General features: G+C 49.8%; 21 protein-coding genes and 1 tRNA gene. 6 read left to right on the forward strand and 16 right to left on the reverse strand.

Annotated features, from left to right (window positions below):
- Positions 1 to 218 precede the first annotated feature (218 nt).
- From VN23_RS14545 to rplU, 8 genes are all read right to left on the reverse strand, one after another.
- Positions 219 to 1,391, reverse strand: a complete 1,173-nt coding sequence (locus VN23_RS14545; RefSeq protein WP_046351472.1) for a THUMP domain-containing class I SAM-dependent RNA methyltransferase — start codon at positions 1,389 to 1,391, stop codon at positions 219 to 221.
- Positions 1,388 to 4,210: an ATP-binding protein gene (locus VN23_RS14550; RefSeq protein WP_046351471.1), complete on the reverse strand. Its 2,823-nt coding sequence runs from the start codon at positions 4,208 to 4,210 to the stop codon at positions 1,388 to 1,390. The genes VN23_RS14545 and VN23_RS14550 overlap by 4 nt, the downstream gene beginning before the upstream one ends.
- Complete coding sequence (locus VN23_RS14555; protein ID WP_046351470.1) at positions 4,210 to 4,857, reverse strand: hypothetical protein; 648 nt, start codon at positions 4,855 to 4,857, stop codon at positions 4,210 to 4,212. Before VN23_RS14555 ends, VN23_RS14550 begins: the two co-directional genes overlap by 1 nt.
- 201 nt (positions 4,858 to 5,058) lie before the next feature.
- Positions 5,059 to 5,709 carry a hypothetical protein gene (locus VN23_RS14560; protein ID WP_156455207.1) on the reverse strand — a complete coding sequence of 217 codons (651 nt, stop codon included), beginning with the start codon at positions 5,707 to 5,709 and terminating at the stop codon, positions 5,059 to 5,061.
- An 81-nt stretch (positions 5,710 to 5,790) separates the two neighbouring features.
- Complete coding sequence (locus VN23_RS14565) at positions 5,791 to 7,062, reverse strand: hypothetical protein (protein WP_046351468.1); 1,272 nt, start codon at positions 7,060 to 7,062, stop codon at positions 5,791 to 5,793.
- A gap of 110 nt (positions 7,063 to 7,172) precedes the next feature.
- Positions 7,173 to 8,399 carry a GTPase ObgE gene (obgE, locus tag VN23_RS14570; RefSeq protein WP_046351467.1) on the reverse strand — a complete coding sequence of 409 codons (1,227 nt, stop codon included), beginning with the start codon at positions 8,397 to 8,399 and terminating at the stop codon, positions 7,173 to 7,175.
- Between the two features lie 197 nt (positions 8,400 to 8,596).
- Positions 8,597 to 8,875 (reverse strand): 50S ribosomal protein L27, encoded by a 279-nt coding sequence (rpmA, locus tag VN23_RS14575; protein WP_046351466.1) that lies wholly within the window; start codon positions 8,873 to 8,875, stop codon positions 8,597 to 8,599.
- Between the two features lie 36 nt (positions 8,876 to 8,911).
- Positions 8,912 to 9,223, reverse strand: coding sequence for a 50S ribosomal protein L21 (gene rplU / locus VN23_RS14580; protein ID WP_046351465.1), 312 nt, complete (start codon positions 9,221 to 9,223; stop codon positions 8,912 to 8,914).
- A 273-nt stretch (positions 9,224 to 9,496) separates the two neighbouring features.
- Here rplU and VN23_RS14585 point away from each other — a divergent pair, with 273 nt between their 5' ends.
- The 3 genes from VN23_RS14585 (at position 9,497) to VN23_RS14595 (ending at position 12,462) form a co-directional block, all read left to right on the forward strand.
- Positions 9,497 to 10,459, forward strand: coding sequence for a polyprenyl synthetase family protein (locus VN23_RS14585; RefSeq protein WP_046351464.1), 963 nt, complete (start codon positions 9,497 to 9,499; stop codon positions 10,457 to 10,459).
- Positions 10,460 to 10,516: 57 nt separating this feature from the next.
- Positions 10,517 to 10,593: transfer RNA gene (locus VN23_RS14590), tRNA-Pro, on the forward strand.
- Positions 10,594 to 10,890: 297 nt separating this feature from the next.
- A complete protein-coding gene (locus VN23_RS14595; protein ID WP_046351463.1) occupies positions 10,891 to 12,462 on the forward strand; it encodes a methyl-accepting chemotaxis protein in 1,572 nt (523 codons plus the stop codon).
- Between the two features lie 67 nt (positions 12,463 to 12,529).
- Here VN23_RS14595 and VN23_RS14600 read toward each other — a convergent pair whose 3' ends face one another.
- The 3 genes from VN23_RS14600 to treP all read right to left on the reverse strand — a co-directional run bounded on the left by VN23_RS14600 (position 12,530) and on the right by treP (position 17,384).
- Positions 12,530 to 13,738 carry a maltoporin gene (locus tag VN23_RS14600; RefSeq protein WP_046351462.1) on the reverse strand — a complete coding sequence of 403 codons (1,209 nt, stop codon included), beginning with the start codon at positions 13,736 to 13,738 and terminating at the stop codon, positions 12,530 to 12,532.
- Positions 13,739 to 13,845: 107 nt separating this feature from the next.
- Positions 13,846 to 15,498 carry an alpha,alpha-phosphotrehalase gene (gene treC, locus VN23_RS14605; protein ID WP_046351461.1) on the reverse strand — a complete coding sequence of 551 codons (1,653 nt, stop codon included), beginning with the start codon at positions 15,496 to 15,498 and terminating at the stop codon, positions 13,846 to 13,848.
- A 428-nt stretch (positions 15,499 to 15,926) separates the two neighbouring features.
- Positions 15,927 to 17,384, reverse strand: a complete 1,458-nt coding sequence (gene treP, locus VN23_RS14610; RefSeq protein ID WP_046351460.1) for a PTS system trehalose-specific EIIBC component — start codon at positions 17,382 to 17,384, stop codon at positions 15,927 to 15,929.
- Between the two features lie 360 nt (positions 17,385 to 17,744).
- Here treP and VN23_RS14620 point away from each other — a divergent pair, with 360 nt between their 5' ends.
- Together VN23_RS14620 and VN23_RS14625 are read left to right on the forward strand one after the other, a co-directional pair.
- Positions 17,745 to 18,503 carry a threonine/serine ThrE exporter family protein gene (locus tag VN23_RS14620; RefSeq protein ID WP_046351458.1) on the forward strand — a complete coding sequence of 253 codons (759 nt, stop codon included), beginning with the start codon at positions 17,745 to 17,747 and terminating at the stop codon, positions 18,501 to 18,503.
- Complete coding sequence (locus VN23_RS14625) at positions 18,504 to 18,962, forward strand: threonine/serine exporter family protein (RefSeq protein WP_046351457.1); 459 nt, start codon at positions 18,504 to 18,506, stop codon at positions 18,960 to 18,962. It begins immediately after the preceding gene.
- Here the strand turns inward: VN23_RS14625 and treR are convergent, their stop codons facing one another.
- Complete coding sequence (gene treR, locus VN23_RS14630; protein ID WP_046351456.1) at positions 18,963 to 19,667, reverse strand: trehalose operon repressor; 705 nt, start codon at positions 19,665 to 19,667, stop codon at positions 18,963 to 18,965.
- A 586-nt stretch (positions 19,668 to 20,253) separates the two neighbouring features.
- Here treR and VN23_RS14635 point away from each other — a divergent pair.
- A complete protein-coding gene (locus VN23_RS14635) occupies positions 20,254 to 20,769 on the forward strand; it encodes a GNAT family N-acetyltransferase (protein ID WP_156455208.1) in 516 nt (171 codons plus the stop codon).
- A 64-nt stretch (positions 20,770 to 20,833) separates the two neighbouring features.
- Here the strand turns inward: VN23_RS14635 and VN23_RS14640 are convergent, their stop codons facing one another.
- The 4 genes from VN23_RS14640 to ccoG form a co-directional block, all read right to left on the reverse strand.
- Positions 20,834 to 21,478, reverse strand: a complete 645-nt coding sequence (locus VN23_RS14640) for a hypothetical protein (protein ID WP_046351455.1) — start codon at positions 21,476 to 21,478, stop codon at positions 20,834 to 20,836.
- A gap of 279 nt (positions 21,479 to 21,757) precedes the next feature.
- Positions 21,758 to 21,985 (reverse strand): hypothetical protein, encoded by a 228-nt coding sequence (locus tag VN23_RS14645; RefSeq protein WP_046351454.1) that lies wholly within the window; start codon positions 21,983 to 21,985, stop codon positions 21,758 to 21,760.
- Positions 21,986 to 22,047: 62 nt separating this feature from the next.
- Positions 22,048 to 23,421: an aminotransferase-like domain-containing protein gene (locus tag VN23_RS14650; protein WP_046351495.1), complete on the reverse strand. Its 1,374-nt coding sequence runs from the start codon at positions 23,419 to 23,421 to the stop codon at positions 22,048 to 22,050.
- Positions 23,422 to 23,723: 302 nt separating this feature from the next.
- Positions 23,724 to 25,091, reverse strand: a complete 1,368-nt coding sequence (gene ccoG, locus VN23_RS14655; protein ID WP_046351453.1) for a cytochrome c oxidase accessory protein CcoG — start codon at positions 25,089 to 25,091, stop codon at positions 23,724 to 23,726.
- Between the last annotated feature and the right edge of the window lie 631 nt (positions 25,092 to 25,722).

Consider the following 25,722-nt stretch of genomic DNA (forward strand, 5'->3'; position numbering starts at 1 on the left):
CTGCAGCGAGAGGCCGAAATATACCGGCGACACCCTATTCGGTCAACACCTAAGTAGCAATAAAGTGCATAAAACAAGGTAAACGGTTGATTTTAAAACGATCAGACTAATAGCTACTTTCGAGAAATGGCTATTAGCTTGTTATGCACAAACACAAAATCATGCGAAACAAAACAAACAAGCCGCTTTTTAAGCGGCTTGTTTCAATTTTCAGCGATTTATTCGTCTGAACCAGTAGGCTTTCTGCGCATACCGCCTGAAATCATGATGTATTCAAACAAACGGCACTCTAAGCCACCGTTATAGAGCGGTGTACGTTTAGACGCTTTAAGACCCATATGCTTGGTGATATCCATATCGGCAGTCAGGAAATAAGCTCTCCAGCCTGAGAAGCGCTTTTTCAAGGCATCGCCCCACTGTGGATAAAGCGCAGCCAGCTTTTCTTTCTCATCCAAGCGCACACCATAAGGCGGGTTAGATATCCACACGCCTGGCATATCAAACGGCGGCTTAGCATCCATCGCGTTCAATTGTTTTAGATGAATGGTGTCATCAAAGCGGGCGTAATCCAAATTAGCTTGGGCGTGGGCAATTGCAGCCGCAGAAACATCACTACCATAGATAGGGAAGATTTCTTTGGTTTCAGCCGCTTTTGCCGCAGCAACTTGCTCTTGCCACATTTCTTCGCTGTGCAAACGCATTTTTTGGAACGCAAATTCACGACGCGCACCCGGTGCAATTTTGCGGGCAATCATGGCGGCTTCAATTAAGAAGGTCGCCGAACCACACATTGGATCGTACAGCGCTTCGGCGGGAGTCCAGCCAATCAATGCCAAAATACCGGCGGCGAGATTTTCGCGCATCGGTGCTTCGCCGGTTTCAATACGATAGCCACGCTTAAACAGCGCGTCGCCAGAAGTATCTAAATAAAGAGTGGCGTTGCGATCGGTCAAATAAAGCTGGATACGCATATCTGGCTCAGCCGTATCTACGCTTGGACGCTTACCGCCTTTCAGGCGGAAACGATCGCAGATGCCGTCTTTAATCCGCAGCGCCACAAATTCTGGGCTGCGAATCTGTGGCACACGATAGGCCGTGACGCCCACCTTGATGGTGCAATCCACAGAAAACATTTCAGCCCAATCTAAATCACGCGCCATGGCGTAAAGATCGTCTTCTGTTTTCCAGCTTTTTTCTGCCACGCGCCAAAGAATACGGCTAGCAATACGGGATTGCAGATTGGCTTCATACATCAGCGCCCAAGAGCCAGCGAAACCCACGCCACCATCGGTTGCTTTGATCTGATCAGCGCCAAGTGCTTCTAATTCGGCAACGAGTGGCCCTTCCAGACCTCGTGGGCAGGGGGCGAAAAAATGGAATACTTGTTTCATACGATCAGCTCTTGTTGTGCAGTTTCAACCCGGCGACGAGTTTGAAGAATAAGTGGCGCCCAAGTATCCCCCGGGCGCTTTTTACGTGTGGTCAGCGTCAAATCAGATGGCGCGTAAACATTGGTGTTATGAGTCAGCGGCGTAGTAATTAAATACTGCGCCTGCGTAGCTTTCAGGAATGCGCCAACGCGATCAATATTAAAGATATCCAAGTGGGCAAACGGCTCGTCAATAAACACAAAACCCGATGGATTGGCATCATCCATCATTAAGCCAATCAGCAGAATCAAGGACTTCATCACCTGCTGGCCGCCCGACGCTTCACCGTCGTTCATGCCCATCATGCCTTTCTGGTCAAAATTGAAACGCGCCGCCAAGCCCGCTTGCGCCAGTACGGCATCGTCGTTATCCAGATGCGGCATTTCAGCTTCTACATCAATTCCTGCCAGCTCGCCCAGACGGGCAATATTGCGGCAGTAAGCACGTACCGTGGCACGCAGCTTATTAATATAGGCCGCACGCGCTTCATGCGTCAGATCCCCAGTACGTTGTACTTCTTTGTAATGGACTTCGGCATCATTTTGCACATCGTCATAATCTTTTTGCAGCTTATCCCGGCGTGCCAGAATCGTTTCGTCGGTTTCCCACTGACCATTAGCCAGCTGCTGACGTTGGCGCTCAAGCAAATGCTGCACTTCACGCACGCTGCCAAATTGCTCACGCACGGCATCCAGTGCGGACACATCGCTTAAATGATCCTGCATACTGGTTTTTAGCTCGCGCAGCTGGCGCAATTGCTTATGGATTTCCAGCTGCTGGCGCTGTGCCTGATCTTGCTGATAATTAACTTGCCCAGCCAAACGCTCACGCTGATCTTTGCTGCGCTCAAAACCCACACGCAATTCTTCACGTGCATCTCGTGCAGCCTCCCAAGCGGCTTGTGCTGCAGCCAGCTCGGCTCCCAAGTTTTGAACAGATTCCTGCTCACCTGGGAAACGTGCTGCTGCCGCTGCAAATTCTTCCTGACGCGCTGCCAGCTGCACCACCGCCTGCATTCCCATCAATTGCTCGGTATGGGCACTAATATCGCGGCTTAAATCTACATCGCGTGCTTCTGCATCTAAGATCTGATGGTTCAATACTTTTAAACGGCTCAGCGCATCGCCTAAACGTGATTGCCGGGCGGCCTCACCAAAAGCAAAATCACTCGGGCGCACGCTAATATCGCGGCCACCACGGCGCTCTTTGTGATAACCCTCTTTGGTGATCCAGTCACCATCGACCTTGCCACCCGCTTCAACGGTGACAACGCGCTGAGTGCGGTTAAGCAATTGCACCACCCAGCTTGGCGCATCGCCATTGAAATCGACCACTTCCAGCACCGAGCCTTTATTGGCCCGCGGCACAGGCTCGCTATCAGGCACGATAAAGTGGCGATAGCGTAAGCGCTGGGCAATTTCCCATGCACGGTTTCTATCACCAGCACGCTTGAGCAATACAATATGGCGATAAGGAGCAAGCAAGGCTTCCACCGCCTGCTGCCAGCTTGCATCAGTGACTTCAACGATTTCAGTTAGCACTTGATGCGGAATAGCCGCCTCATCCAAGGCTGAACGCATATTGCGGGTAAAATCTGGCGATGGCGCTCTACCCGCTTGCAAGGTGTTTTGCATATCGGCCAACTGCTGACGCTCTTCTTTGGCGGTACGCAGCCACTGTCTTAAGCTGGCAAGCTGCTCTTTTAAAGCCAGTAATCGGTCATTAATGCTAACCGCATCACGGCCATGTTCTGACTCGGCCAGCTCACGCAGACGCGTTTCTTCTTTCAGCAGTTTTTCTGTATCACGGGCCGCATCACGCACCTGTTGAAACAGGGCAAAGTGATTATCGTAAGCCTGTTTGGCTTCACGCTCGCCCACCAAAGCGACTTCGCGGCGCTGATCGAACTCCGAATACGCTAGATTCAACTCATCTAGCTCTTGCTTCTTTGCTCGTAAATTGGTGCGCGCAAGGCGGAACTGCTGCAAACCTGCCAGCAAGCCATCCCACTGCTCTAAATATTTAAGGCCCGGCACAACATCTTTTTCTAGGCGAACCACATCGCGTTGCAATGCTTGCCATTCCAAAAAGCTATTGGAGCGCAGCTTCATCCGCTCCACATCTAGCCCAATCTGGGCCATCTGCTGCTCGACTTTTCCCAGCTCGCCTTCGGTTTCTTTTAAGCGCAGCTTGGCTTCCTGATAGTTGTCCAGCACCTGCTTATCGCCAAACACCTGGAAAACCAAATCCAGCAAAGCCTTAGGGCTGTACTCACACAGCTTATCGGTGTCGCCCTGCTCTAGCGCCAATACTTCAGCAATCGCCGCAGTCAGGCCCGCCGATTCAAGACGGCGCTTGTATTCATTCACCCCTAGCCATTGCAGGCCGCTTTCGGTTTCTGGCGTTAGTTCAACTACGCCCTCAGCGATGGCATAATGGCGCACCCAGTCACCACCTTGCTTTTTTACGCGGCAAAATAGCGTGACTTCAGGGCTAGTAATGGGGAAAAACAAATAGGGAAACAAGCCGCCTTCGCCACGGCGCGGATTGGAAACCACGCCACGTAGCCAAGCAAAGTTTTCTTTATTATTGCGAACATAGCGCTTGTAATCACGGCGGCCCGAACAGCGCAAAGCCAGCAAGGTACGCAGCGCATCCAGCATAGTCGTTTTGCCTGAGCCATTTGGCCCGACAATGGTCACAATCTGGGCATCCAGCGGCACACGAATCGCACGCCAAAAATCCCAATGGACCATTTCAATTTCACGAATTTGAAACATTAGTCCTCAACCTGCTCTGCCACATGGACAGCATCAATCTTCAACAAATCAGCCAGCGCACCATTAATAATCCGCGGAGCCAGACGTGCGTAATCGATCATCAGATCAAGCAGTGGCCCTTCAAAGATCATTTTATTGCGGCGATTAATAAAGCCGAGTTTGGCAAGCTGGCTTAAATTCATAGAAAAGCGCGCCTTACCGCCGAGTTTTTTACCAAAATCAGCGTAAATCGCTTCTTCAGGAATCCCTGGAGCCACCTCATCACCAAACTCAATCGGCGATGCTTCGCCAAACATATCGTCAGGATCGGAAGCCGAAAGGGCAATCTGGCGCTGGCGTTTTGGCAAAATAATCAAGGCCCAAACCACAATCAGCAAGGCAATCGCGTCCCTTGGCATACCCATATTATTGGACAGCCAGTTTTCGCCCTCGCCGAACACCCAGTCTTCCATTTCGGAGGCAAGGCCAACGGCAATATATTCTGCGTAGGGATTTTCTAAGAGGCGCAAGCCACAACCGGCCAGCCGGTGATCCAGCGATTCACGGAACGCTTCGTCAATCAAAGCGCGCCGTGCTAAAGGATCTTTGCGCGGTAAAAAACGATGCGCCAAGAGGCGCGCGACCAAAATATTAAGAGCTTGATCCATGTACACCCATACAGATATAAAACGCCTAAATTAAACGAATAACTCAAGCAAATAACAAAACGTAGCCCGAACCTTGGCATGCCTTACAGATTATGGCGGGATCCCACTCAAATAGATAAGGCCAAATTCACTGGCGAACTTGCAGGGTTTACCCAACACAGCTCAAACCCGCACACTTAGCGCAGCAGATCCAAAGCCCAACTAGCCGATTAATTCAGCCAAATGATGCGGTTTACCCAGCATGGCTTTTGCCAGCTCTTCACAGAGCACGGGCGTACATTGTGCAGGGCTTAACACATGCTGATCTTCGCCCAGATTAGCCAGATTGCGGAGATTTAAGCGAATCTTGCCGGTTTCATACACCGCATCAAAACGAAAACGTGTTGGCACCAAAGGCTCAATCGTAATCGCCGAGCGGATAAACTTACCATCCGGTGCGGCTTGAATTTTTTCTTCCAGCTTGCAGCCGTACTGCCACATCTGCTCTTTTAAGTGTTTGGCAGCACTTTGTGATGAGCAAACGGTGCGTAAAGGCTCCCTACCCTGCCACTCAACAATAAACTCGACATAATCAGGATGGTCCCCACCTTCAAGCGATTTATTACGCGAATTTGCCGCAGCCAACGTCATATTCATTTGAGTAAACTCGCCCACTCCCCATACCCGATAGATATGCGGGCTAGCCGGTTTAACCACCTTAAGCTGATTGGCCAGCTCGTAAAAATAAGCCAAGACCGCACGCATCGCGCCATCTATCAGACCCATATTGGCAAGATAAACACGTCTTTGCTCTGCGCTATCTGTTTCTACTGACGCGGCTTGCTGCTTCAGATCATCCAAAAGACCCATCATGCGCTCCACAACGATTTAATCAGGCTGAAAGCCTACCTTATTAATACTGTCCAATACAGAAAGCAATACACACAATTTAAGCTAACGTACGTCAACAGGGCGTAAACGACCTCGGCTAATTGCGGCAACTTCTATGTGCTCCAGCAACTCCACCCCTTCCTCTGCTTCTAGGAACAAAGGCAGGCGTACTAAATCTGCCACCACACTTTGTTCTAGCGCAGCATCGGCGTCGCCAAGCAAAGAAAGCAAAGATAAGCGATAAGCTGTTACGTTGTAAGTATCCGCCACCACTTGTTCAAATAGCTCGGCCGTGCCGCCACGGGCAGCCAGTGCGCCCAGCTCTTCAAACAGCGCTTCTGCATCCAAGAGGCGCTCTACCTCCATCGCTTCAACGTCTTCTGCTATTTCGCTCGATGGCAGGGCGCTCTCGATATATTCAAGACGCTCACGACTAACTAGCTCGTACTCAGAAATATCTAATAACTCATCCGCCGTTACAAACACCGGCTCGGGATGGAAGATCAATAAATCACGACCCAGATCAGCCAATTCATCCTGATCAAGGCGGCGTAGCCAATCGGCCACATTAGTAGAAGTCAGCCCGGATTCGCCCAAATGCACACGCTGCGCGGCCAGCTCACTTAAACGACGTTGAAATACGCTGGTTAAACGCAGCATACGGCTTTGTGCGGTGGCAATGGCTTGCGCCTGATTCAGAGTCAGCAGATCCAGCGTGTCATCATCCAAAATGGCATGCATGACTTCGGTGCCTTTCTCTACCCACTTCCAGACACTTTCCAGCTTAGATTGCGCCTTGCGAATTTGGAACTCAGATTGCGATTCGAGTGCTTCTTCAAAATCACGATATAACTCATTCAAGCGAGCCAAGAGATGCTGTAACGCTTCATGCGCCACTCGCCCAACCGACTGCCCCGCCGCCACTTGCGCGGTTAAATACCCTAACTCGGCATCGCCATCTGAAAACTGCACCAGGGTGCCGATGGAAGCCAATGCAATGCGGCCCGGCTCAGACAAGGAATAAAGCTGCTCATCCGAATCCCATACCAAAAGGCCGTTATCGCGGATCCGCTTTAGAACGGTTTCAAGCTTTACAGGATTGATATAAGCAAAGTGCGCTTGCAAATCTTGCGGCGTCCAGCGCGGCGCCTGTGCGCGCGCACCAATTTCACGCAGCACCAAGAGGCGCACCATGACTTCTTCCTCACCCCCTCGAAAGAGCGTGATAAAAGCGTCTAAATAGGGGCGAGCGCGGATCAGCCCTGCCAATGGCGGCAGATCGAGTGGCACAAAGCCAGGCTGAAAAAATTCTAAGAGAGCGGAGTCGTTCTGCATGTGACCGGCAGATGAGTACAAAGGGAAGGGAGCTTAACGCGTACACCCCGCAAGTGCCAGCCCGAACATTTCACGTTCAAGGCTAGCACTTGGCGGAGTATTAAATCTAATTACGCGCTAGCGCTATCGTCAGAAGCCAATAAATCTGCCTGTGTAGCAGCAACTTTTGCAGCCTCTTTGGCGGCTTCTTTTACCGCATCAGCGGCCGCTTTTGCAACAGCAGCAGCTTCACGAGCGATTTCTAATTGTTCGCTACGAATTTTGTCTTGATTGCGCGTGTAAATACGCGCGGCTTCTAGGTAATCCATGATCGCGTAAGTTAGATCGCGACAACCTTCGCCTGTTAAACCAGAAATAGTAAACAAGCGCGGCTGCATCGGATCAAACGCTTCATAGGCATCATGCTCACCCGCTTCCCAGCCATAGGCTTTCAGGAAGTTGGCCACACGCTCTTCCCGCTCTTCTTCTGGAATCATATCCAGTTTATTAAGCACCAACCAACGCGGTTTTTTATGCAGCTCTTCGTCGTATTTACGCAGCTCTTCAACAATTGCGCAGGCTTCAGCGACTGGATCGGTCGACTCATCAAACGGAGCCAGATCAACGATATGCAGCAAAATACCAGTCCGCTGCAAATGCTTCAGAAAGCGATGCCCCAGGCCAGCGCCCTCAGCCGCGCCTTCGATCAAGCCAGGAATATCAGCCACAACAAAGCTGCGGTTATCATCGATACGCACTACGCCCAAATTAGGGAATAAAGTGGTAAACGGATAATCAGCCACCTTGGGTTTAGCCGCAGAAACGGCGCGAATAAAGGTTGATTTACCGGCATTAGGCATACCCAACAAACCGATATCAGCCAGTACTTTAAGCTCTAAACGCAGCTCACGGCGCTCGCCTTCTTCAGCCGGTGCAGTTTGGCGTGGGGCGCGGTTAACAGAGGATTTAAAGTGCAAATTACCCAAACCGCCCTTGCCGCCCTTGGCGATCACAACGCGCTGGCCACTTTCGGTTAAGTCTGCAATTAACTCGCCTGATTCAGCATCTACAATCGATGTGCCCACTGGCATGCGCAATTCAACATCATCGCCACCCTTGCCGTAACAATCTGCACCGCGGCCGTTTTCACCATCACGGGCTTTATATTTTTTTACAAAACGGTAATCAACCAATGTATTGATGTCTTCATCCGCAACCGCCCAAACGCTACCGCCGCGGCCACCATCGCCGCCGTCCGGGCCACCACGAGGAATAAATTTCTCACGGCGCATACTTGCGGAACCACTACCACCTTTGCCGGCAATGGCTTCAATTTTTGCTTCATCAATAAATTTCATGCGTAGAGCTCCAACAAAATACTTTAGAAGACTGCCCGCTTGTTTTGGGCAAGGCACTGTTGCTTGTTGTTTTTTTAGCCTTGTTTAGCCCAATGTAGGCCAAAAAATAACAAGCAACAGAACCAAAACTTCCGATAGAAAAAAAGCCCCATCCATGATGGACAGGGCTTTAAAATATACCAGTATTGCTTAATAAATTAAGCAGCTACTTCTTCACCAACGTAAGGCAAGATGGTTACAGTGCGACGCTTCAGAGCGCCTTTCACTGCGTATTTTACATAGCCATCTTTCAGCGCAAACAAGGTGTGATCCTTGCCGACACCAACGTTATCGCCTGGGTGGAATTCTGTACCGCGCTGACGCACGATAATAGAACCAGCAGGAATTAATTCGCCGCCGTAAACCTTGATACCAAGTCGTTTTGAATGTGAGTCGCGGCCGTTACGTGAACTACCGCCAGCTTTCTTGTGTGCCATGTTGCAACACTCCTACTGAATTACGAAAAGGCGGAATTACTTAACAATCGCGTCGATACGCAATTCAGTGTAATTCTGACGATGGCCTTGATGGCGCTGATAATGCTTACGACGACGCATTTTAAAAATGGTCACCTTATCGCCACGACCGTGTGTTACCACGGTTGCGGAAATAGATGCACCAGCTACCAGTGGGGCACCAATCACCACTGCTTCACCGTCTGCCACCATCAATACTTCATTCAGTACGATCTGGCTGTCGATGTCTGCAGTAATCTGTTCTACTTTAAGTTTTTGGCCGACGACAACTTTATACTGCTTGCCCCCGGTTTTTACGACTGCATACATAACAAGCTCCATTGGAGAGTTTGGGTCTTGCGCTTTACTACCTGTCACGCCCTCTATTATAAATAGCGCGAGCAGCAAAACGTCTTCCCGAATCGGGAAACGCGCGATGCTACGCCGAACAACGAATCAAGTCAAGCACTTACGCACAGCGGTGACGAGTGCCACAGCGCTATAGCGGCAATCTCCTATAGCTAGGACAAAGCGGAGCGCTGAAGTTTCTGCTAACATGCGCGATTAATTCATGCACGAGCAGTACGGGGCACAAGCGTGGCAATGGCGTTCGTAAAATCAGTTATCGGCGAAGAAATGCAGGCAGTGGATCAAGTGGTTCGCGATCGCCTCTATTCTGACGTCATTCTAGTGCGGCAAGTCGCCGAATATATTGTGAACTCAGGTGGCAAACGCCTGCGTCCGATGATGGTACTACTGTCGGCAAAAGCCTTAGGCTATGAAGGCACCCATCACCGCGAGCTGGCTGGCGTCATCGAGTTTATTCATACCTCGACGCTACTGCACGACGATGTGGTCGATGAATCCGATCTGCGCCGTGGCCGCGACACCGCCAATGTGCTGTTTGGCAATGCCGCATCTGTTTTAGTTGGCGACTTCTTATACTCGCGCGCGTTTCAGATGATGGTGAGCTGCGGTTCCTTGCGAATTATGCAAGTGCTGGCCGATACCACCAACATCATTGCCGAAGGCGAAGTGCTGCAGCTGATGAATATCGGTAATGTCGATATTGATGAAGCCGCTTATTTAAAAGTGATTCGCTACAAAACAGCTAAATTATTTGAAGCAGCGGCCCGCCTTGGTGCCATCCTTGCCGAAAGTGATCCTGATACCGAAGATCGCATGGCGCGTTTTGGTATGCATTTAGGCACCGCCTTCCAGATTATTGACGATGTATTAGATTACTCTGGCAAAACCAGCGAAATTGGCAAAACCCTCGGCGATGATTTAGCTGAAGGTAAAGCCACCTTGCCGCTGATTCATGTGATGAGCCACGGCACGGCAGAGGCAGCAACGATTGTTCGCACCGCCTTGCAACACGCCAACCGTGATGAATTGCCAGCCGTACTCACAGCAGTACAAGCCAGCGGCTCTTTAGAATACGCGCGTGCTGTTGCTGCCCAAGAAGCTCAGCTGGCTAAAGATTGCCTGGCAGGATTGACGATGAATCCCTATCTGCAATCGCTGCTGTTGCTGGCCGACATATCAATTAACAGAAACAGTTGACAAGCGGTACAGCCTCAGTAATAATGCGCACCTCTTCGCAGCAATGCGAAAGAGATTCGGGGCGTAGCGCAGCCCGGTAGCGCATCTGCTTTGGGAGCAGAGGGTCGTGAGTTCGAATCCCACCGCCCCGACCAAATATTAAAACCCCAAGACTTCGGTCTTGGGGTTTTTTATTGCCTGTTATTTCAAGCGTTTTTCTAACGCCTTAGCACTCATCCTCATCCGCCCCTGCATTACCCACTTTGTTATTGGGGCTAATATTAATAGTCAGCCCACGACATTAAGTAGTAATCTCTAATGTATGTCACTTATGTAAACGTATTTTTAGAAATTGCATCTTTTCAAGTAAGCTACAACTTGCTTCAGAGTAAATTGTAATCCTATTATTCAATGACACCTTTTCCGCTTAGCCCGCCCTTCTGGATATCCTCATGCGTAGCAATTTGCCCATTACCGAGCACGAAATCAGCGTAGACCCACGCCGCCCCATTGTGAGTAAGACTGATTTAAAAGGCCAAATCAGCTATGCAAATTCCTCTTTCAGAGATATTGCAGGTTTTAGTAATGAAGAATTAATTGGTGAACCACACAATATTGTGCGCCACCCCTTTATGCCAAGCAGCGCTTATGCAGATATGTGGCAAACTTTAAAAAAAGACTTACCCTGGCGCGGCATTGTTAAAAACCGCTGCAAAAATGGCGATCATTACTGGGTAGAAGCTTTTGTAACTCCGCTATTAGAAAACGGTAAGAAAATTGGCTATATGTCGGTGCGTAATACACCAAGCCGAGAGCAAATTGCTGCCGCTGAAGCGCTCTATATCAAAGTCAATTCCGGACAAGCTCAGCTTACTGCCACCAAATGGCCGCAAAAACTCTCTTTAAGAAATAGAATCTGGCTCGTTATTGCAGGGATTACTATTCCAGCACTCGCCTCACCCTTTGCCCCTATGCTCTTAGCCCTATCTGCACTCGCAGCAGTTGGTGGTGGCTGGTATTTAACTCAATCTTTTACAGATCCGATTCGCCGGATTGAAAATGCCTTTTCTCAACTAAGCGAAGGAAATTTTCGATTTGATGTAGATGCTCTGGCCCCTAAGGAATTTAGCCATTTACTGGTTTCCTTAGAATCAATGCGTATCAATTTACGTGCTATTTTTGCTGATGTTGTACTCGCTGGCAGCCGGGTAGATGAAAGAGCCAAAGACGTTGCAAAAAGAGCAGAAGCGCTTATTAAGCGCAGTCAAGAGCAATCAAATGCAGTAGCCACCGTTGCTGCTGCACAAGAACAAATGAGCGTCAGCGTCGATGAAATTAGTCAGGCAACGCGTCTGAGTGTTAATCATGCCGCCCAAGCCAATGATTTGGCAACGAGAGGTGCGCAAGAAATGAATGCAGCCCAACAATCCACACAGGAAGTAGTCAATGTTGTTGATCAGGCTCGCATTACGCTCGGCCAGCTTTCAGATGCAGTGCGCGAAATTAGCGTAGTAACCCAAACCATTCGTGAAATTGCCGATCAAACTAATCTGCTCGCCCTCAATGCAGCAATTGAGGCAGCAAGAGCCGGTGAAACAGGAAGGGGATTTGCCGTTGTTGCCGATGAAGTTCGCAAATTAGCAGAACGAACCAGCGCCAGTACCGTCAGCATTGCCAGCACTATTCATAGCGTAGAAGCTCGTACCAAAGAAGCACTCTCTACCATGAGTGAAGCCGTCAATTCAGTTCATGCAGGCACAGCAAAAATTGATGCCTGCACGCTCACCTTAAGTGAGATCGCCACCAGCAGCCACGGTGTAGATCAATCAGCAAGGCAAGTAGCAGAAATGCTCAATAATCAATCTGCAGCGTCCTCAGAAGTCGCACAGACGATGGTGAAAATGAATACCCTAAATGAGCAAAATGTAGGGCATATCATCGAAGTAGGCCAAACCGCATCGCAGCTCACGCAAATTGCTGGCGAGCTGCATCAACTGGTGCAGCAGTTTGAAAAATCGCTGTAAATAGAACTACAAATAAAAATAGGGGCGCATTTAGCGCCCCTATTTTTATTAATATATAAAACCCGCTTTACCACCAATATTCAAGCTGCACGCCGTAAGTAGAGCCATTTAAATCGGCACCAAACGTACCTGTCTTAGACATCGCAGATCCGCTACTTGCCGCATTTTGAGCTGCTTCATTCCAGCGGGCATAGGTGTAAAACAGACGCAGCTCCGGGCGGCTCCAGAATGCTTTATCTAAGGTAAACGTTGGCGCAATGGTCAGCTTGCTTAGATTGCGCGTTTGCCCATCGAAAGCCTCAACGCGATCATGGCCCACCTCCCCCACTAATTTAAAATTCTGGCTAAAGGCATAAACCGGCCTTGCCCCAGCCGACCACCACGTTTGCCTGCCTGCATCACTTTGATCACGCTGATAAACCGCAGTCAGCTGGCCACCGAATTCCGGCGTAGCTTGCCAATCAAAGGACTCGATCAAACGCAGGCGCTTATTGCTTTGGTTTGCCAACAAGGATCCGGTATAGCCCAAGCCCGTACCGGGGCCAACACCATACTGAATGGCAAATTTATTGCTGCCACCCAGCCAGCCCTTCTGCTCATGCTGCGCGGTGAGCGACCAGCCGCTATTGGCCCCGCTCACCTGCCCTGCGTCCTGGATATAACTCAGGCCCAGCGCCACTTCACCGCCTTTATTTGTGGCAATGCCGCCAAGCTGAATGTCATGCTTATTGGCGTAATCCGCCTGATAAATATTGTCCTCACGCGAGAAGGCATAGCTAAGCTTTAAATCGCCCACTTTATAGTCCTCAATCCCCAGCCCTGTGCCGCTTGGATTCCAGTAATAAAAGTCGGTGATATGCACATCATGGCGCTTGTAATAGCGACGACCTGCCCACAGCGTTGCACCATTTAGCTCAGGGATATTGCTGTATTTGGCGTAAATCTGCGGCGCTCTGGCGCTACCATCATCGGGCTGAAAAGTGGGCGATCTATCGTTGCGGTTATAGAGGCTGCCCATTCCCACTACGGTAAAGGTGCTGCCCTGCTCGCTTTTATAAAAGTCATGGCTCATTTCCAGCTCGCCGTATAACTCGCACTCATTACCAAGGCGATATTTGGTCTCGGCACCCGCCAGCTGAAAACAGCTTTGCGCACCACCAGATCCTGTTGAAGCCCCCGAGCCAATCCGGCCATAGCCATGAAACTCGAATGCCATTGCGGGCAGGCTTATCAACAAACTACTCAACAGCATGGCTTTCATCGATGAGTTATACATCGCTCTACTCCTTTTATGTTTTTACAAGCAAAAGCGTCCCCACCCGCAGCGCATAGCAGCGACGGGGACAAAACTGCCTGACGGCAGAAATCAGGGGATGAAGCTTATTAAGAAGGGCTAAATCGAATCAGCAGCGATTCATACGGGCGTAATTTAAAGTGCTTGAAATCGTTAGTGCTGTGCTCGTAATTGGCCAGCAGCACTTCAGCAGCCCAATCCGCTGGAATAGTCAGCGGAGGGAGGGAGAAATCTGCCTCGCTAGCGCTAAAGTTGCTCACGATCAGCAAGATTTCATCCGGCAAGCTGCGGGTATAGGCCCATACCGCAGCATCTTGCTCGCTCAGGCATTGGTATTCGCCGTATTTAAGCGCTGCCGATGTTTTGCGTAGTGCGATCAGTTGGCGGTAGTGATGCAGCACCGAGTTTTGATCGGCCATCGCCGCAGCCACATTTACTTTTTCTGGCTGGCTGGCGATGCCTATCCACGGCTCAGCGCTGGAGAAACCTGCGTTTAGGCCATCATTCCACTGCATTGGGGTGCGGGAATTATCACGGGATTTTTGCTTAATTGCAGCCATGATACCGGCCTCGGGTACGCCCGCTGCGCTCAGGTTTTGGTAAGCATTCAGCGTTTCCACATCACGGTAATCGCTGATCTGGGAGAAGGCCGGATTAGCCATGCCGATTTCCTCGCCCTGATAAATATAGGGCGTGCCCTGCAGGCCGTGCAGCGTGGTAGCCAGCATCTTGGCCGATTCCAGCCGATACTCGCCATCGTCGCCAAAGCGTGAAACCACGCGCGGTTGATCGTGGTTGCACCAAAAAATAGCGTTCCAGCCACCGCCCTCATTCATACCGCTTTGCCAATCCGACAAGATGCGTTTTAGCTCGATAAAGTCGTAAGGCGCAGCCACCCATTTCTCGCCATTCGGGTAATCCACTTTCAGATGGTGAAAATTAAACGTCATAGATAATTCATGGCGATCTGGCCGCGAGTATTGAATACAGTGAGGTAAGGTAGTCGATGACATTTCACCTACCGTTAGCAAATCACGCCCGGCAAATACGGCGCGATGCATTTCTTGCAGATATTCATGCACGCGCGGGCCATCGGTATAAAAACGGCGGCCATCGCTCTCGTCGTCGCTAAAATCTTGCTGTTTGGAGATCAGATTAATCACATCAAGGCGAAAACCTGCCACGCCCTTATCAGCCCAAAACTGCATCATTTCAAACACGGCTTGGCGCAGCTTTGGGTTTTCCCAATTTAAATCCGCTTGGCTTTCATCAAATAAATGCAGGTAATACTGGCCGCTGGCCGGATCAAGCGCCCATGCTGGGCCGCCAAATTTGGATTGCCAGTTATTGGGCTGATCGCGCCAGATATAAAAATCACGGTAAGGGTTATCACGCCCCTTTAAAGCCTCCTGAAACCAGGCATGCTGCACCGAGCTATGGTTCACCACGATATCCAGCATGATTCGTAAGCCCCGCGCCTTGGCCTCGCTCAGCAACAAATCAAAATCGGCCATGCTGCCGTAAGCCGGATCAATCGCGTAATAATCGCTGACATCGTAGCCATTGTCTTTTTGCGGTGAGGCGTAAATCGGCGTCAGCCACAGATAATCTACGCCCAGCCATTGCAAATAATCCAATCTGTCTACTATGCCCAGAATATCGCCCGTCGCCTTGCCCTGATGGCTGCTAAAACTTTTAGGATAAATTTGATAAACCACTGATGATTGCCAGTCTTGTTGCATCTTAAAACTCCCTGCTTTACTACGAATGCTTGTTTGGTGAAATGAGCTGGCAGCTTCCAAATACGATGGAAGCTTGTCGGGAATGCTACAAATCAGTGAGCTTCCCCCAAACACGTGCCAGCCAAATTCAAAAGACTCTTTTTAGTGCCTTCGGCACATTGATTTTGGTGCGGCATCCCCGCGGGGACTCACTTTCTTGAACGGCCAAGAAAGTAAGCAAAACCGCAACCTCAAAAGCACGAAGGCCCCTCACTGCGGATAATCGGCTCGGCGAAAAAGGCTGCTCGGGAGCAAGCCCGCTACCCCTTTTCCGAAACCCCGATCCGCTTATTCCTCGCTTCGGCGTGCTTCAAGGGGATTTTTAAGCCCTATGCAAAGTGCGTGGTCATTAATTAACAGACTCGCCATCACCAAAATCCACCCACGATTTAAACCGACTGCCCCGCCAATACCGCTTCGCCTTTCCACGATGCGCGTTTGGCAAACAGCCATGTCAGCGTAAATGGCACAATGACGGCGACTAAGGTGCCGAGTAAGAACACCGGAATATGCACCGGCACAATCGAGATAAACGCGGGTAAGCCACCCACGCCAATCGCGGAAGCTAAAACGTGGTTGAGGGTAATCAAGACCGAAGCGCAGGCAGAGCCTATCAACGCGGCGTAGAAAGGATATTTAAAGCGCAGATTTACCCCAAACATGGCGGGCTCGGTAATGCCGGAGAATGCCGAGATTGCCGAGGTAGACGCCATGCTTTTTTCGGTGGCACTTTTTGCAATGCAAAACATCGCCAAAGCCGCACTGCCTTGCGCAATATTGGATAGCGCAATAATTGGCCAGATAAAAGTGCCGCCGTGGCTGGTAATCAGCTGCAAATCCACCGCAATAAACATATGGTGCATACCGGTAATCACCAGCGGCGCATACAGCGCACCAAAAATCGCCGCGCCCAGCACTGGAGCCACTTCAAAAACATGCACCAAGCCTTGGGTAATCAACACGCCGAGGCCACGTGCCACCGGCCCAATCACCGCGAGAGCCAGCACGCCGCTAACTACGATGGTGGTGATCGGCACAACCAGCAGTTGAATCGCATTAGGCACGCGTGCTTTCAGCCAGATTTCTACCTGACTCATCACCCAAGTGGCGGCCAGGATAGGCAAGATCTGCCCTTGGTAGCCCACGCGCTCAATCTTAAACAGGCCCAAGATATCGAAATAAGGAATCGCCTGACCATCTAGCCCCGCTGCGGCCTTGCCGTAATTCCAGGCATTGAGCAGATCCGGATGCACCAGCAGCAATCCCAGCACAATGCCCAAAACTTCGCTGCCACCAAAGCGCTTTGCCGCCGACCAGCCCACCAAGGCAGGCAAGAACACAAAAGAGGTATTGGCCATCATATTAATCAGCTGCCACAAACCACTGAGGCCCGGATACGCATCCAGCAAGCTTTTGCCAGGGATAAACATATCCTTGGCGCCGAGCAGATTGTTTATCCCCATCAAGAGACCGGCGACAATGATCGCGGGCAAGATTGGCATAAACACATCAGAGAAAATCTTTACCAAGCGCTGCAAAGGGTTAAGCTTATTGTCGCCGCTGCCTTTTACATCGGCCACGGTAGCGGCGCTTCTGCCGGCCAGATCGATCAGCTGGGCATAAACCCTATCCACATCGCCCGAGCCAATCACAATCTGAAACACGCCGCCGTTGCTGAACTGGCCTTTCACCAGATCAACCACCTTCAGCGCCTCATGATTGATTTTGCCTTCGTCTTTTAAAGCAATGCGCAGCCGCGTAATACAGTGCGCCGCCTGCTCGATATTTTCTGCCCCACCTATTGAATCAAGGATCTGCTGTGCAATCTGCCGGTAGTCGTAGCTCATCTATCTGCCTCTTTGTGTAATATTTACAGTAATGCATTTAACTCGTACAGACGAGTTGTGTCAATACTCGTATGTACCAGTTAAGTACTTAAATTCACTGACTTTTAAGCTAAATCAAACACAGCAACCATCAGTATGAGCTGGATAAACGCCCTTTTTAGGGGGTATTTTCAAAGCACAAATGGCTTAAAACCACGCACATCAGGGCCGCGCACGGGCCAATGCACAAAAATCCACAAACCCACGCAAAAATAGCCTGTTTTACTGCCTGCTTGATCGTGGATAAAGCATTCCAATGTAATTACTTTATGATGAAAGCTCTGTTGACGTTTGTTTCGCGCCTGCGCTGAGCCTAAGCCTATGAAAGCCATCTACGCACTGACCGATATTCTGACGCTGGCCTTAAAGGCTGGCCTGCTTGCCCATCAATCTGGGGCGGGCACGCATCGCACCTCCCTGATTATTCAGCGCACGGCCAAGGCGCTGGGCGCGGTGCAAGTTGAGGTGATTATTTCATCCACCAATATTGGCGCCACTATAGAGCGAGAACACGAGCGGGAAACCGGCTTTAGAAAAGCACCGCACATGGGGGTGAATTTTTCATTATTAACTGCATTAGATGACTGGCTATTAGCCCTAGAGAAAGACCAACTGAATGCCGACGATGCCCAATTGGCATTAGATGAAATTGCCCAAGCTAAAGGCCATTACCCACGCAGCGTGGTGACTTTATTTGTGGGCTTATCTTGCGGCGCATTTGCAGCTTTATTTGGCGGCGATACTGCGGCAATTATGATTACTACTCTGGGCGCATCATTAGGAATGGCGGTGCGCTTTCAACTCGTATTGCACCACTTTAAGCCCTTTGTATTTGCAAGCGTGGCCAGCTTTGTGGCCCTGCTTTGCACCGGCTTATTAAGAGATTTCACCAGCACGCCCGATACCGCGATGGCCGCCTCGGTATTATTTTTAATTCCCGGCGTGCCCTTAATTAATGGCGCATCTGATTTGCTTAATGCCAATTATTTAAATGGCATTGTTAGATTTACCATGAGTGCCGTCATTGTTCTGGGTATTGCCATTGGCATTAGTCTGGCACTGCGTATATTAGGAATCTAAATGTCTACACCCTGGATGATAGAGCTGATGGCAGCGCCCGCCGCATTAGGCTTTGCACTTTTATTTAATGTGCCGCCCAAAGCATTATGGATGTGCGGCATTCTGGCCGTATCAGGCCATGCGGTGCGTAAGCTGGTATTAACCATGGATGGCGATATGGTATTTGGCACGCTATTGGCGGCATTATTAATCGGCATCGTGGCCGAGCTGTGGGCAGACCGCCACAATCAGCCCGGCGTGATTTACGCCATTAGCGCCGCTATTCCCATGATTCCCGGCAAATCGATGTATCAATCTGTGCAAGCCTTATTAGGCATCGCCACCATGTCGGCAGAAGCAGACGGCACGGCCCTTTTAATTGCTGCCGGTGTGCACGGCGTAAAAGCCATCATGATTGTATTAGCGCTAGCCTTTGGCATTGCCGCACCTTTATTGCTATTGCCAAAGCGGAGCAGATAATCAACGCCGTGCAATATCAGAGAAAAAGAATTTATCCAGCCGGTGCCGAGATTCGGTGTATTCAAACTGGCGGCCATCGTAGAAATGGGTGTGGTTTTTCACCACAATCACATGATCCATACCATTTAAATCTAAATAGCGACGATCGTCTTCAAGACAGGGCTGGGCTTCAAATACCCGCTGGGCATAGCAGATATTTAACTTCAGTACTTTCTCTATATATTCATAAATCGAATTCTGCGCAATTTGCGGCGTAAGGCCGGGAATCAGCTCGGCCACAAAATAATTAATATCCAGAATCACGTTTTCGCCATCAATATTACGCACCCGCTTAATACGCACCAGCTCGGTTTTTTCTGCCACCTGCAAAAGCTTAGCCTGCGATTTATCTGCGCTGATCAATTGAAAATCAGCAATCTGCGTCGTCACCGCCCGCCCTAAGCGCTCGTAAGATTCTTTAAAGCTGACAATCCCGCTGAGTTGAAATTCGATATTGCCCGGCTTTAAAACAAACACCCCCTTGCCGTGGATTTTTTGCACATAGCCACGCTCCTGCAACTGATCCACCGCCTTACGCACCGTACCTCTGCTTGCCGCATAGCTATTCATCAGCTCAGATTCTGAAGGAATCTTCTCGCCCTTTTGCAAACGCTGATTATCAATATCCGCAACGATATCGGCAAAAATCTGGCTGTATTTGTTCACGCTGGGGTCACTTCGGGGGAATCAGGAATGGAACAGGCAGTCTGCCTGAAACTGACTTTTGATGCCAGTTTGGGGAGAGGGGATGTTGATTTATATAGGGGGTAGAGCTTGTGCTTCGCTCAGCGCTTAAGGTTTAGCCCACGCAATACAGATAAAACAAATTTATTTAGTGCCTTCGGCACCTTGATTTAGGTGCGAGATTCCCCCGCGTGGGACTCACTTTCTTGAACGGCCAAGAAAGTAAGCAAAGAAGGCCGCCCCGACCAGCACGAAGGCCCCTCACTGCGGATAATCAGCTCGGCGAAAAAGGCTGCTCGCTCGCTGCCTCGCTACCCCTTTTCCGAAACCCCGAGCTGCTTATTCCTCGCTTCGGCGTGCTTCAAGGGGAGTCTCAAAAGCCCAGTGCAATCATCGTGGTTAATAATTCATTCAATAAAATGCATAAAAAAACAAATATCACATGGTTTCGTAAGGAAGGTTAGACAAAAGCACTTCACCTTTGGTGTAACCCACCGATTTTCAGTGCAATAAAATATTGGGCTGATAAACTTTAGCCCGTGCTTCAACTTCAAACTCGAGGGCTTCAGTGCCGATCTCTTTTATTGAGCCAAGACAGCCTCATCATGCTGCTGAATTATTCCAGGTCATGAACGATCCCCTGCTCTATGAGTATGTTGACATCGCTCACCGCCCCGCCACAGCAGATGCGCTGCGTGAGCGCATTGAACGAAATGCCAGCGGCAAGTCACCGGATAGATCGCAAGATTGGCTGGGGTGGGTTATTAAGAATGAATTGGGCCATATCGTCGGCTATTTAACTGCAACTATTCACCAAGATGGTGATGCGCATATCGCCTATGGTATTGCTAGCCGGTTTTGGGGAAATGGCTATGCCAAGATTGCTACGAAACAGCTACTACTACTTTTATCCAAAAATTATCCTGTGCAACGCTTTTGCATCATTGCAGAGCGTGCAAACACGCGCTCGGTGTTGCTTGCAAAGGCACTTGGCTTTATTGAAGAAACTTCAGACATAGAGCGGCAGAAAAACGAATTGAGTCAGTCGGAAATCTTATTGCATAAGCACGGAGGCTTGGTCTAGGGATTTATCAGCCCAACATTTTTCAGCATATTGAAATGTTGGGCTGATACGGCTTTAGCCCAACCTACCTTGCTATATATTTTCGTGCAGTATCAAAACTCATTCCTGTCAACAAAGATGAAACAGCAAGAACAATACACGTAATTGCCATTACAAGGACATATCCTCCCCCAGCCCAGCTATTGTAGTGTATTGCCAAAGGAACTCCATATAAAAGAATCAACCCGCCAAATGACCCAAGCAGACAATATGAAATATAAGAATTAACCATTACTGCATGTAGACGATACCTTTTTCCAAAGATATTAATATTATATCTTTTTTGCTCTTTTTTAAAAAAGAAACGCTTTGCCTTTCCATTTTCAACTATCAAAGTCAAAAATGGACGAGATTGTAAATATTTTTTTATCGACCGGAGTGGCTCGTCTTTACGTAAAAGCTCCCTAATTTCTAGGCAACTCAAATCTTTACCATAATGTGCTTGAAAAGCCAATTCCAACCGATACTTTAAATAATCTTTATGCTCTGCATCACTAGACAAATAATCTTTCAGTGCTAATAAATAGCCATCTAATTTATCTTTTCTAACCCCATAACGGGAACGTCTAGCATCTTCTAAAAACTTTAGCGCAGGTAAAAGAGAAAGAACGATAGCAAAAATAACAAAGTACGAATTACCTGTAGAAAGAGCTTTTAGTATCTCACTCATCATAAATCCTTTATGAGGCTATTATTTAATAACTAAAAAATAAAAAATTAATTTATAAAAAATCAACAAATAGCCACGAGGCTATTAATTAACATTTAAGCACAATGGTTAAATAAGTATATATTCAATGCTCCGTAGCATGTAAATTTCTATTTTTAGGAGTTATCTTATTTTTCTAACAAAAAATAAAGAACTTACAAAAAATGCACACCTAAATCACTCTAGTGAGTGATTTAGGTTAACAATCTAGATATTTTTTTAATTAGGCCTTAACCCAAGCTAGCGCAACTTTTCTGCATACGCTTTACGAACTACTCGTGAAATAAAACTATTCAGCCCTTGCCCTGCTCTAGCCAAACGCTGCATCTCAATAATATTAGCCTGACCAGCACTCTGGTTGTTGTATAGGTACATTGCACCATCCTTAAACTGGACAGTAATCGCCCCCTGGCCAATCTCGTATGCTGCCACACCAGAACCTCGCCCCAAATTCATATAAACTTCCATGAAATTCTCCTTTTGCTCAACAAAAAAAAACAAAAAAACATTACACGAAAATTTATAATAGCTTATTCAAAAAGTAAACAACAGAGTATCCCCTCCCCCAACCACCCCAGCTCCTCCTTCTGCCCCAAATAAAAACTGGCATTCAAGCGCATTTGCTTACAAACCGGCCCGCCTTGGGGGTAGCAGAGCCAGCCGGGGGCGAAGTGGATTCCTTTGGCTAGGGCTTTTTTTAATAGGGCACTTAGATCGATGGCTTGTGGCAAGGTGATCCATAGCAGGTAGCCACCGGCGGGGATTTCTACATGGGTGCCAGCGGGAAAGCAGGCGAGGATGTCGCTGCGCATGGCTTCAGTGCGTTTTTGTAATTCGGCGCGTAGTTTGGCGATGCTGCGGGTGTGTAAATCGCCCGCGAGTAAGGCGGCCAGCGCCAGTTGGCTGGGGAGTGGCGAGCTGAGTGAGCTGCAGAATTTTAAGGCGCGGATGCGATCGCTCCAGCGGCCGGGCTCTATCCAGCCAACCCGATAGCCGGGGGCGATGGTTTTGCTGAATGAGCAGCAATGCAGCACTAGGCCCAGCCTGTCGTAGGCTTTAAGCGGCAAGGGCGCTTGCCCGCTAAAGTGCAGGGCGCGGTAGGTATCGTCTTCGATAATCGCCAACTGGTGCTGATAGGCCAAGTCAAGCAGCGCTTGTTTATCTGCCTCGGGCATGCAGCGCCCGCTGGGGTGCTGAAAATTGGGCATCACCAGCAAGGCGGTAATGGATTGCTCTTGTAATAGCGCCCCAAGGGCGGGCAAATCTAAATCAGGCTCGGAAGCGACTTCAACTACGCTGATCCCCAACTGGCGAATCAGGCTAAGCACACCGGGGAAAGCGGGTGTAACTACGGCAAGGCAGGGCTTACTAATGCCTTGCACTACGGCTTGAATCGCCAGCGATAAGGCTTCCATGCCGCCACAGGTAACGATCAGGTTTTCCCAATGCAGATGCACCCCTTCGCTGTGATACATGCGGGCAATTTGACGGCGTAATTGATCTAGCCCAAGCATGGGCTGGTGATTAAGCGCTTGCGGATAAGAGGCCATGGCCCGCATCAATTCACGATTCAGGGCGCGGGTATCGAGCAGCTCGGCATTAATAAAGGGCGAGCCCCAAGGCGCGGCGACGTTTTCTAACAGGCAGAGCGGATCGAACTCGCCAGCGGCCAGCGCATCGACCTTTTTACCCTGCCCCGCCACAATCACCCTAAAAGCCGCCCGCGGTTCGGCTTCTACATAGGCCAGCCGCTCAAGTTCATAAAAGGCTTTTTTGGCGGTGGTCATGCTGACTTGGTGCGTTTGGCAAACCGAGCGTAAGGAAGGCAGCTTATCGCCAAGCTGGTAATCCCCCCTATCGATGGCAAGGGTAAAGAAGTCGATTAATTGCTGAAATTTGCTCATACACTCAGGGCTGGATTGCGGCCTGGCAGGCCGCTCTGCCATAGTGTAAAGCATTGGTAAATTCAGCCCCAACCTAGAAATGGTAGCTGGACAGGGTGAGTGGTGTGGATATTTGGCTTTCCAGCAAGGCGCGACGAAGCGGAATAGTCATTCTATTCAATGAGGAGCAACGTAGCTGGGGAGCCAAAGAACCGCGCTAATCATCCTGTAGCGGCACTCACCCGATAGCTAATTAAGTAAAGCAATGCTAAACCAAACAATGCACGAGATAGATGTGAAGATCGAGCGGTCAGCTGCCATTTTTAGGTTCCATGTAAGGCCAGAAAACTACTTTGAGCGCTGACTTTCCACGCGGGGTGGTTGCGGCTTTTGGCGGTGAAGACGATAGGCACGCTGCCGCTGGATTGGGCGACTTCCAGCCTTACGGTGATCTGCCGGTTGCTGCCTGCGGGCAGAGCAATCACAGGCTCGTCGCTATAGATTTCTACGCCGGGCAGGCCCTCAACAGTTAGCTCTAAATGCTGCTCGGTGGCCGAGCTGTTGCCCAGTTGCAGGGTGTAGCTGTTTTCCAGCCAGCCTCGGTCTGTTTCACGGGCGAGGATATTTCTGTCCCTGGCGATATCCAGCTTAAGCGGCTGGCGCTGCATTAGCGACACACTAGCAATGCCCAATACCAACACCACGGCCAAGCCATAGAGCGCCGCTCTTGGCCGCATCAGATGCTGCCAGCTTAAGCCCACCGCGCCGGGCTTTTGCATATTTTGCTCATTGGTAAAGCGAATCAGGCCACGTGGTTTCTCGATTTTATCCATCACCACATCACAGGCATCAATACAGGCAGCGCAGCCTATGCACTCGTATTGCAGGCCTTGGCGGATATCAATGCCCACCGGGCAAACCTGCACACAGATATTGCAATTCACGCAATCGCCCTGCGCTGCTGTGGCCTTATGCTGGGCACCACGCGGCTCTCCCCGTACTGCATCGTAAGCCACCACCAACGTTTGCTGATCAAACATCGCACTTTGGAAACGTGCATAGGGGCACATATGCTTACACACTTGCTCACGGAGCAAGCCCGCCAGTACATAGGTAAAGCTGCCGTAGCTAAAAATCCATAGCCATTCAATCGGCCCAAAAGACAAGGTTGGCAAAGAGCCCGCCATATCGCGAATCGGGCTGAAATAGCCCACAAAACTAAAGCCGGTCCAAAAGCAAAACAGCAGCATCAACGCGTGCTTGCCGGATTTACGCAGCACTTTTTCTGCCGACCACGGCGCGGCATCCAGCTTAGCCCGCTGTGTATGCGAGCCTTCAGTCAGGCGATCTATCCACAGCATAATGGTGGAATACACGGTTTGCGGACAGGCATAACCGCACCAGATGCGCCCGGAAAGCGTGCTCCAGAAAAACAGCGCAAACGCCCCCGCCATCATCAGCGCCATTAAATAGATAAAATCCTGCGGCCAGAAATTCATCCCAAACACAAAAAACTGTTGCCGCGCCAGATCAAACCAAACCGCCTGCTGCCCCTGCCAATGAATCCACGGCAAGCCAAAGAAAATCAGCTGGGTAATAATAATCATCAATACCCGCCAATTATTAAACCGCCCCTTAGTCAGGCGCGGATAAAATTGTATAGGCAAGGCTTTAACAGGCTTGGCGGACATGGCACAAATCCAATCAGCAAAAGCCACTTTATACTTGCCCCCGCGATCCAATCAAAGACACAGGCAGGCAGAGATAAGGGTACACAGACGGTAAATGAATCAGCTAAGCTGTGCTTTAAGGCAGGGGAAGGATTGTGTAATCTGAGGGGGGGGGTAGTGCCTGCGGCACGTTTGATTTAGGTGCGGGCGTCCCGCTGGACCTTCCTTTCTTGCTTCGCCAAGAAACGAAGCCAAAGAAGGCGACCCCACAAACGCGAAACCCCTTCGCTGCGGACAATCGAGCGGCGGCTGCGGAACTCGCTTCGCTCAGACAGTCCTCGCCGAAACCCCGCCCGCTTGTTCCTCGCTCGGCGCGTTTTCAGGGGAGGGTAAAGCAGCCCCATGCAATGATCGTACTCATATTGAGCGACATTAAGTGCCATAGGCAAAGTTACAAAACGACGAATATCAACGCAAAACTACCGTACCAAAATCTACGTGCCAGAGGCACTATCTTTTTGACTTTGCTTAGCGCAAGCGCACACGGGGTGAAACCCGCCGAGCTTTGCTGAAACACGAAAAACGGCGGGTTGCACCCGCCCTACGATGATTCAATGCTTGTCATTGCGTGGCCGTACCATGATGGGATTTA

This window comes from Janthinobacterium sp. B9-8, from assembly GCF_000969645.2.
Lineage (GTDB): Bacteria > Pseudomonadota > Gammaproteobacteria > Burkholderiales > Chitinibacteraceae > Iodobacter.

Excerpts from the sequence above, each read along its gene's own strand:
- VN23_RS14550 (WP_046351471.1), bottom strand. The coding sequence starts at position 4,210 with ATGTTTCAAATTCGTGAAATTGAAATGGTCCATTGGGATTTTTGGCGT.
- VN23_RS14555 (WP_046351470.1), bottom strand. The coding sequence starts at position 4,857 with ATGGATCAAGCTCTTAATATTTTGGTCGCGCGCCTCTTGGCGCATCGT.
- VN23_RS14565 (WP_046351468.1), bottom strand. The coding sequence starts at position 7,062 with ATGCAGAACGACTCCGCTCTCTTAGAATTTTTTCAGCCTGGCTTTGTG.
- obgE (WP_046351467.1), bottom strand. The coding sequence starts at position 8,399 with ATGAAATTTATTGATGAAGCAAAAATTGAAGCCATTGCCGGCAAAGGT.
- VN23_RS14620 (WP_046351458.1), top strand. The coding sequence starts at position 17,745 with ATGAAAGCCATCTACGCACTGACCGATATTCTGACGCTGGCCTTAAAG.
- treC (WP_046351461.1), bottom strand. The coding sequence starts at position 15,498 with ATGCAACAAGACTGGCAATCATCAGTGGTTTATCAAATTTATCCTAAA.
- VN23_RS14640 (WP_046351455.1), bottom strand. The coding sequence starts at position 21,478 with ATGAGTGAGATACTAAAAGCTCTTTCTACAGGTAATTCGTACTTTGTT.
- VN23_RS14645 (WP_046351454.1), bottom strand. The coding sequence starts at position 21,985 with ATGGAAGTTTATATGAATTTGGGGCGAGGTTCTGGTGTGGCAGCATAC.
- VN23_RS14625 (WP_046351457.1), top strand. The coding sequence starts at position 18,504 with ATGTCTACACCCTGGATGATAGAGCTGATGGCAGCGCCCGCCGCATTA.
- VN23_RS14545 (WP_046351472.1), bottom strand. The coding sequence starts at position 1,391 with ATGAAACAAGTATTCCATTTTTTCGCCCCCTGCCCACGAGGTCTGGAA.
- VN23_RS14560 (WP_156455207.1), bottom strand. The coding sequence starts at position 5,709 with ATGATGGGTCTTTTGGATGATCTGAAGCAGCAAGCCGCGTCAGTAGAA.
- VN23_RS14600 (WP_046351462.1), bottom strand. The coding sequence starts at position 13,738 with ATGTATAACTCATCGATGAAAGCCATGCTGTTGAGTAGTTTGTTGATA.
- rpmA (WP_046351466.1), bottom strand. The coding sequence starts at position 8,875 with ATGGCACACAAGAAAGCTGGCGGTAGTTCACGTAACGGCCGCGACTCA.
- rplU (WP_046351465.1), bottom strand. The coding sequence starts at position 9,223 with ATGTATGCAGTCGTAAAAACCGGGGGCAAGCAGTATAAAGTTGTCGTC.
- ccoG (WP_046351453.1), bottom strand. The coding sequence starts at position 25,091 with ATGTCCGCCAAGCCTGTTAAAGCCTTGCCTATACAATTTTATCCGCGC.
- VN23_RS14650 (WP_046351495.1), bottom strand. The coding sequence starts at position 23,421 with ATGAGCAAATTTCAGCAATTAATCGACTTCTTTACCCTTGCCATCGAT.
- VN23_RS14595 (WP_046351463.1), top strand. The coding sequence starts at position 10,891 with ATGCGTAGCAATTTGCCCATTACCGAGCACGAAATCAGCGTAGACCCA.
- VN23_RS14585 (WP_046351464.1), top strand. The coding sequence starts at position 9,497 with ATGGCGTTCGTAAAATCAGTTATCGGCGAAGAAATGCAGGCAGTGGAT.
- treP (WP_046351460.1), bottom strand. The coding sequence starts at position 17,384 with ATGAGCTACGACTACCGGCAGATTGCACAGCAGATCCTTGATTCAATA.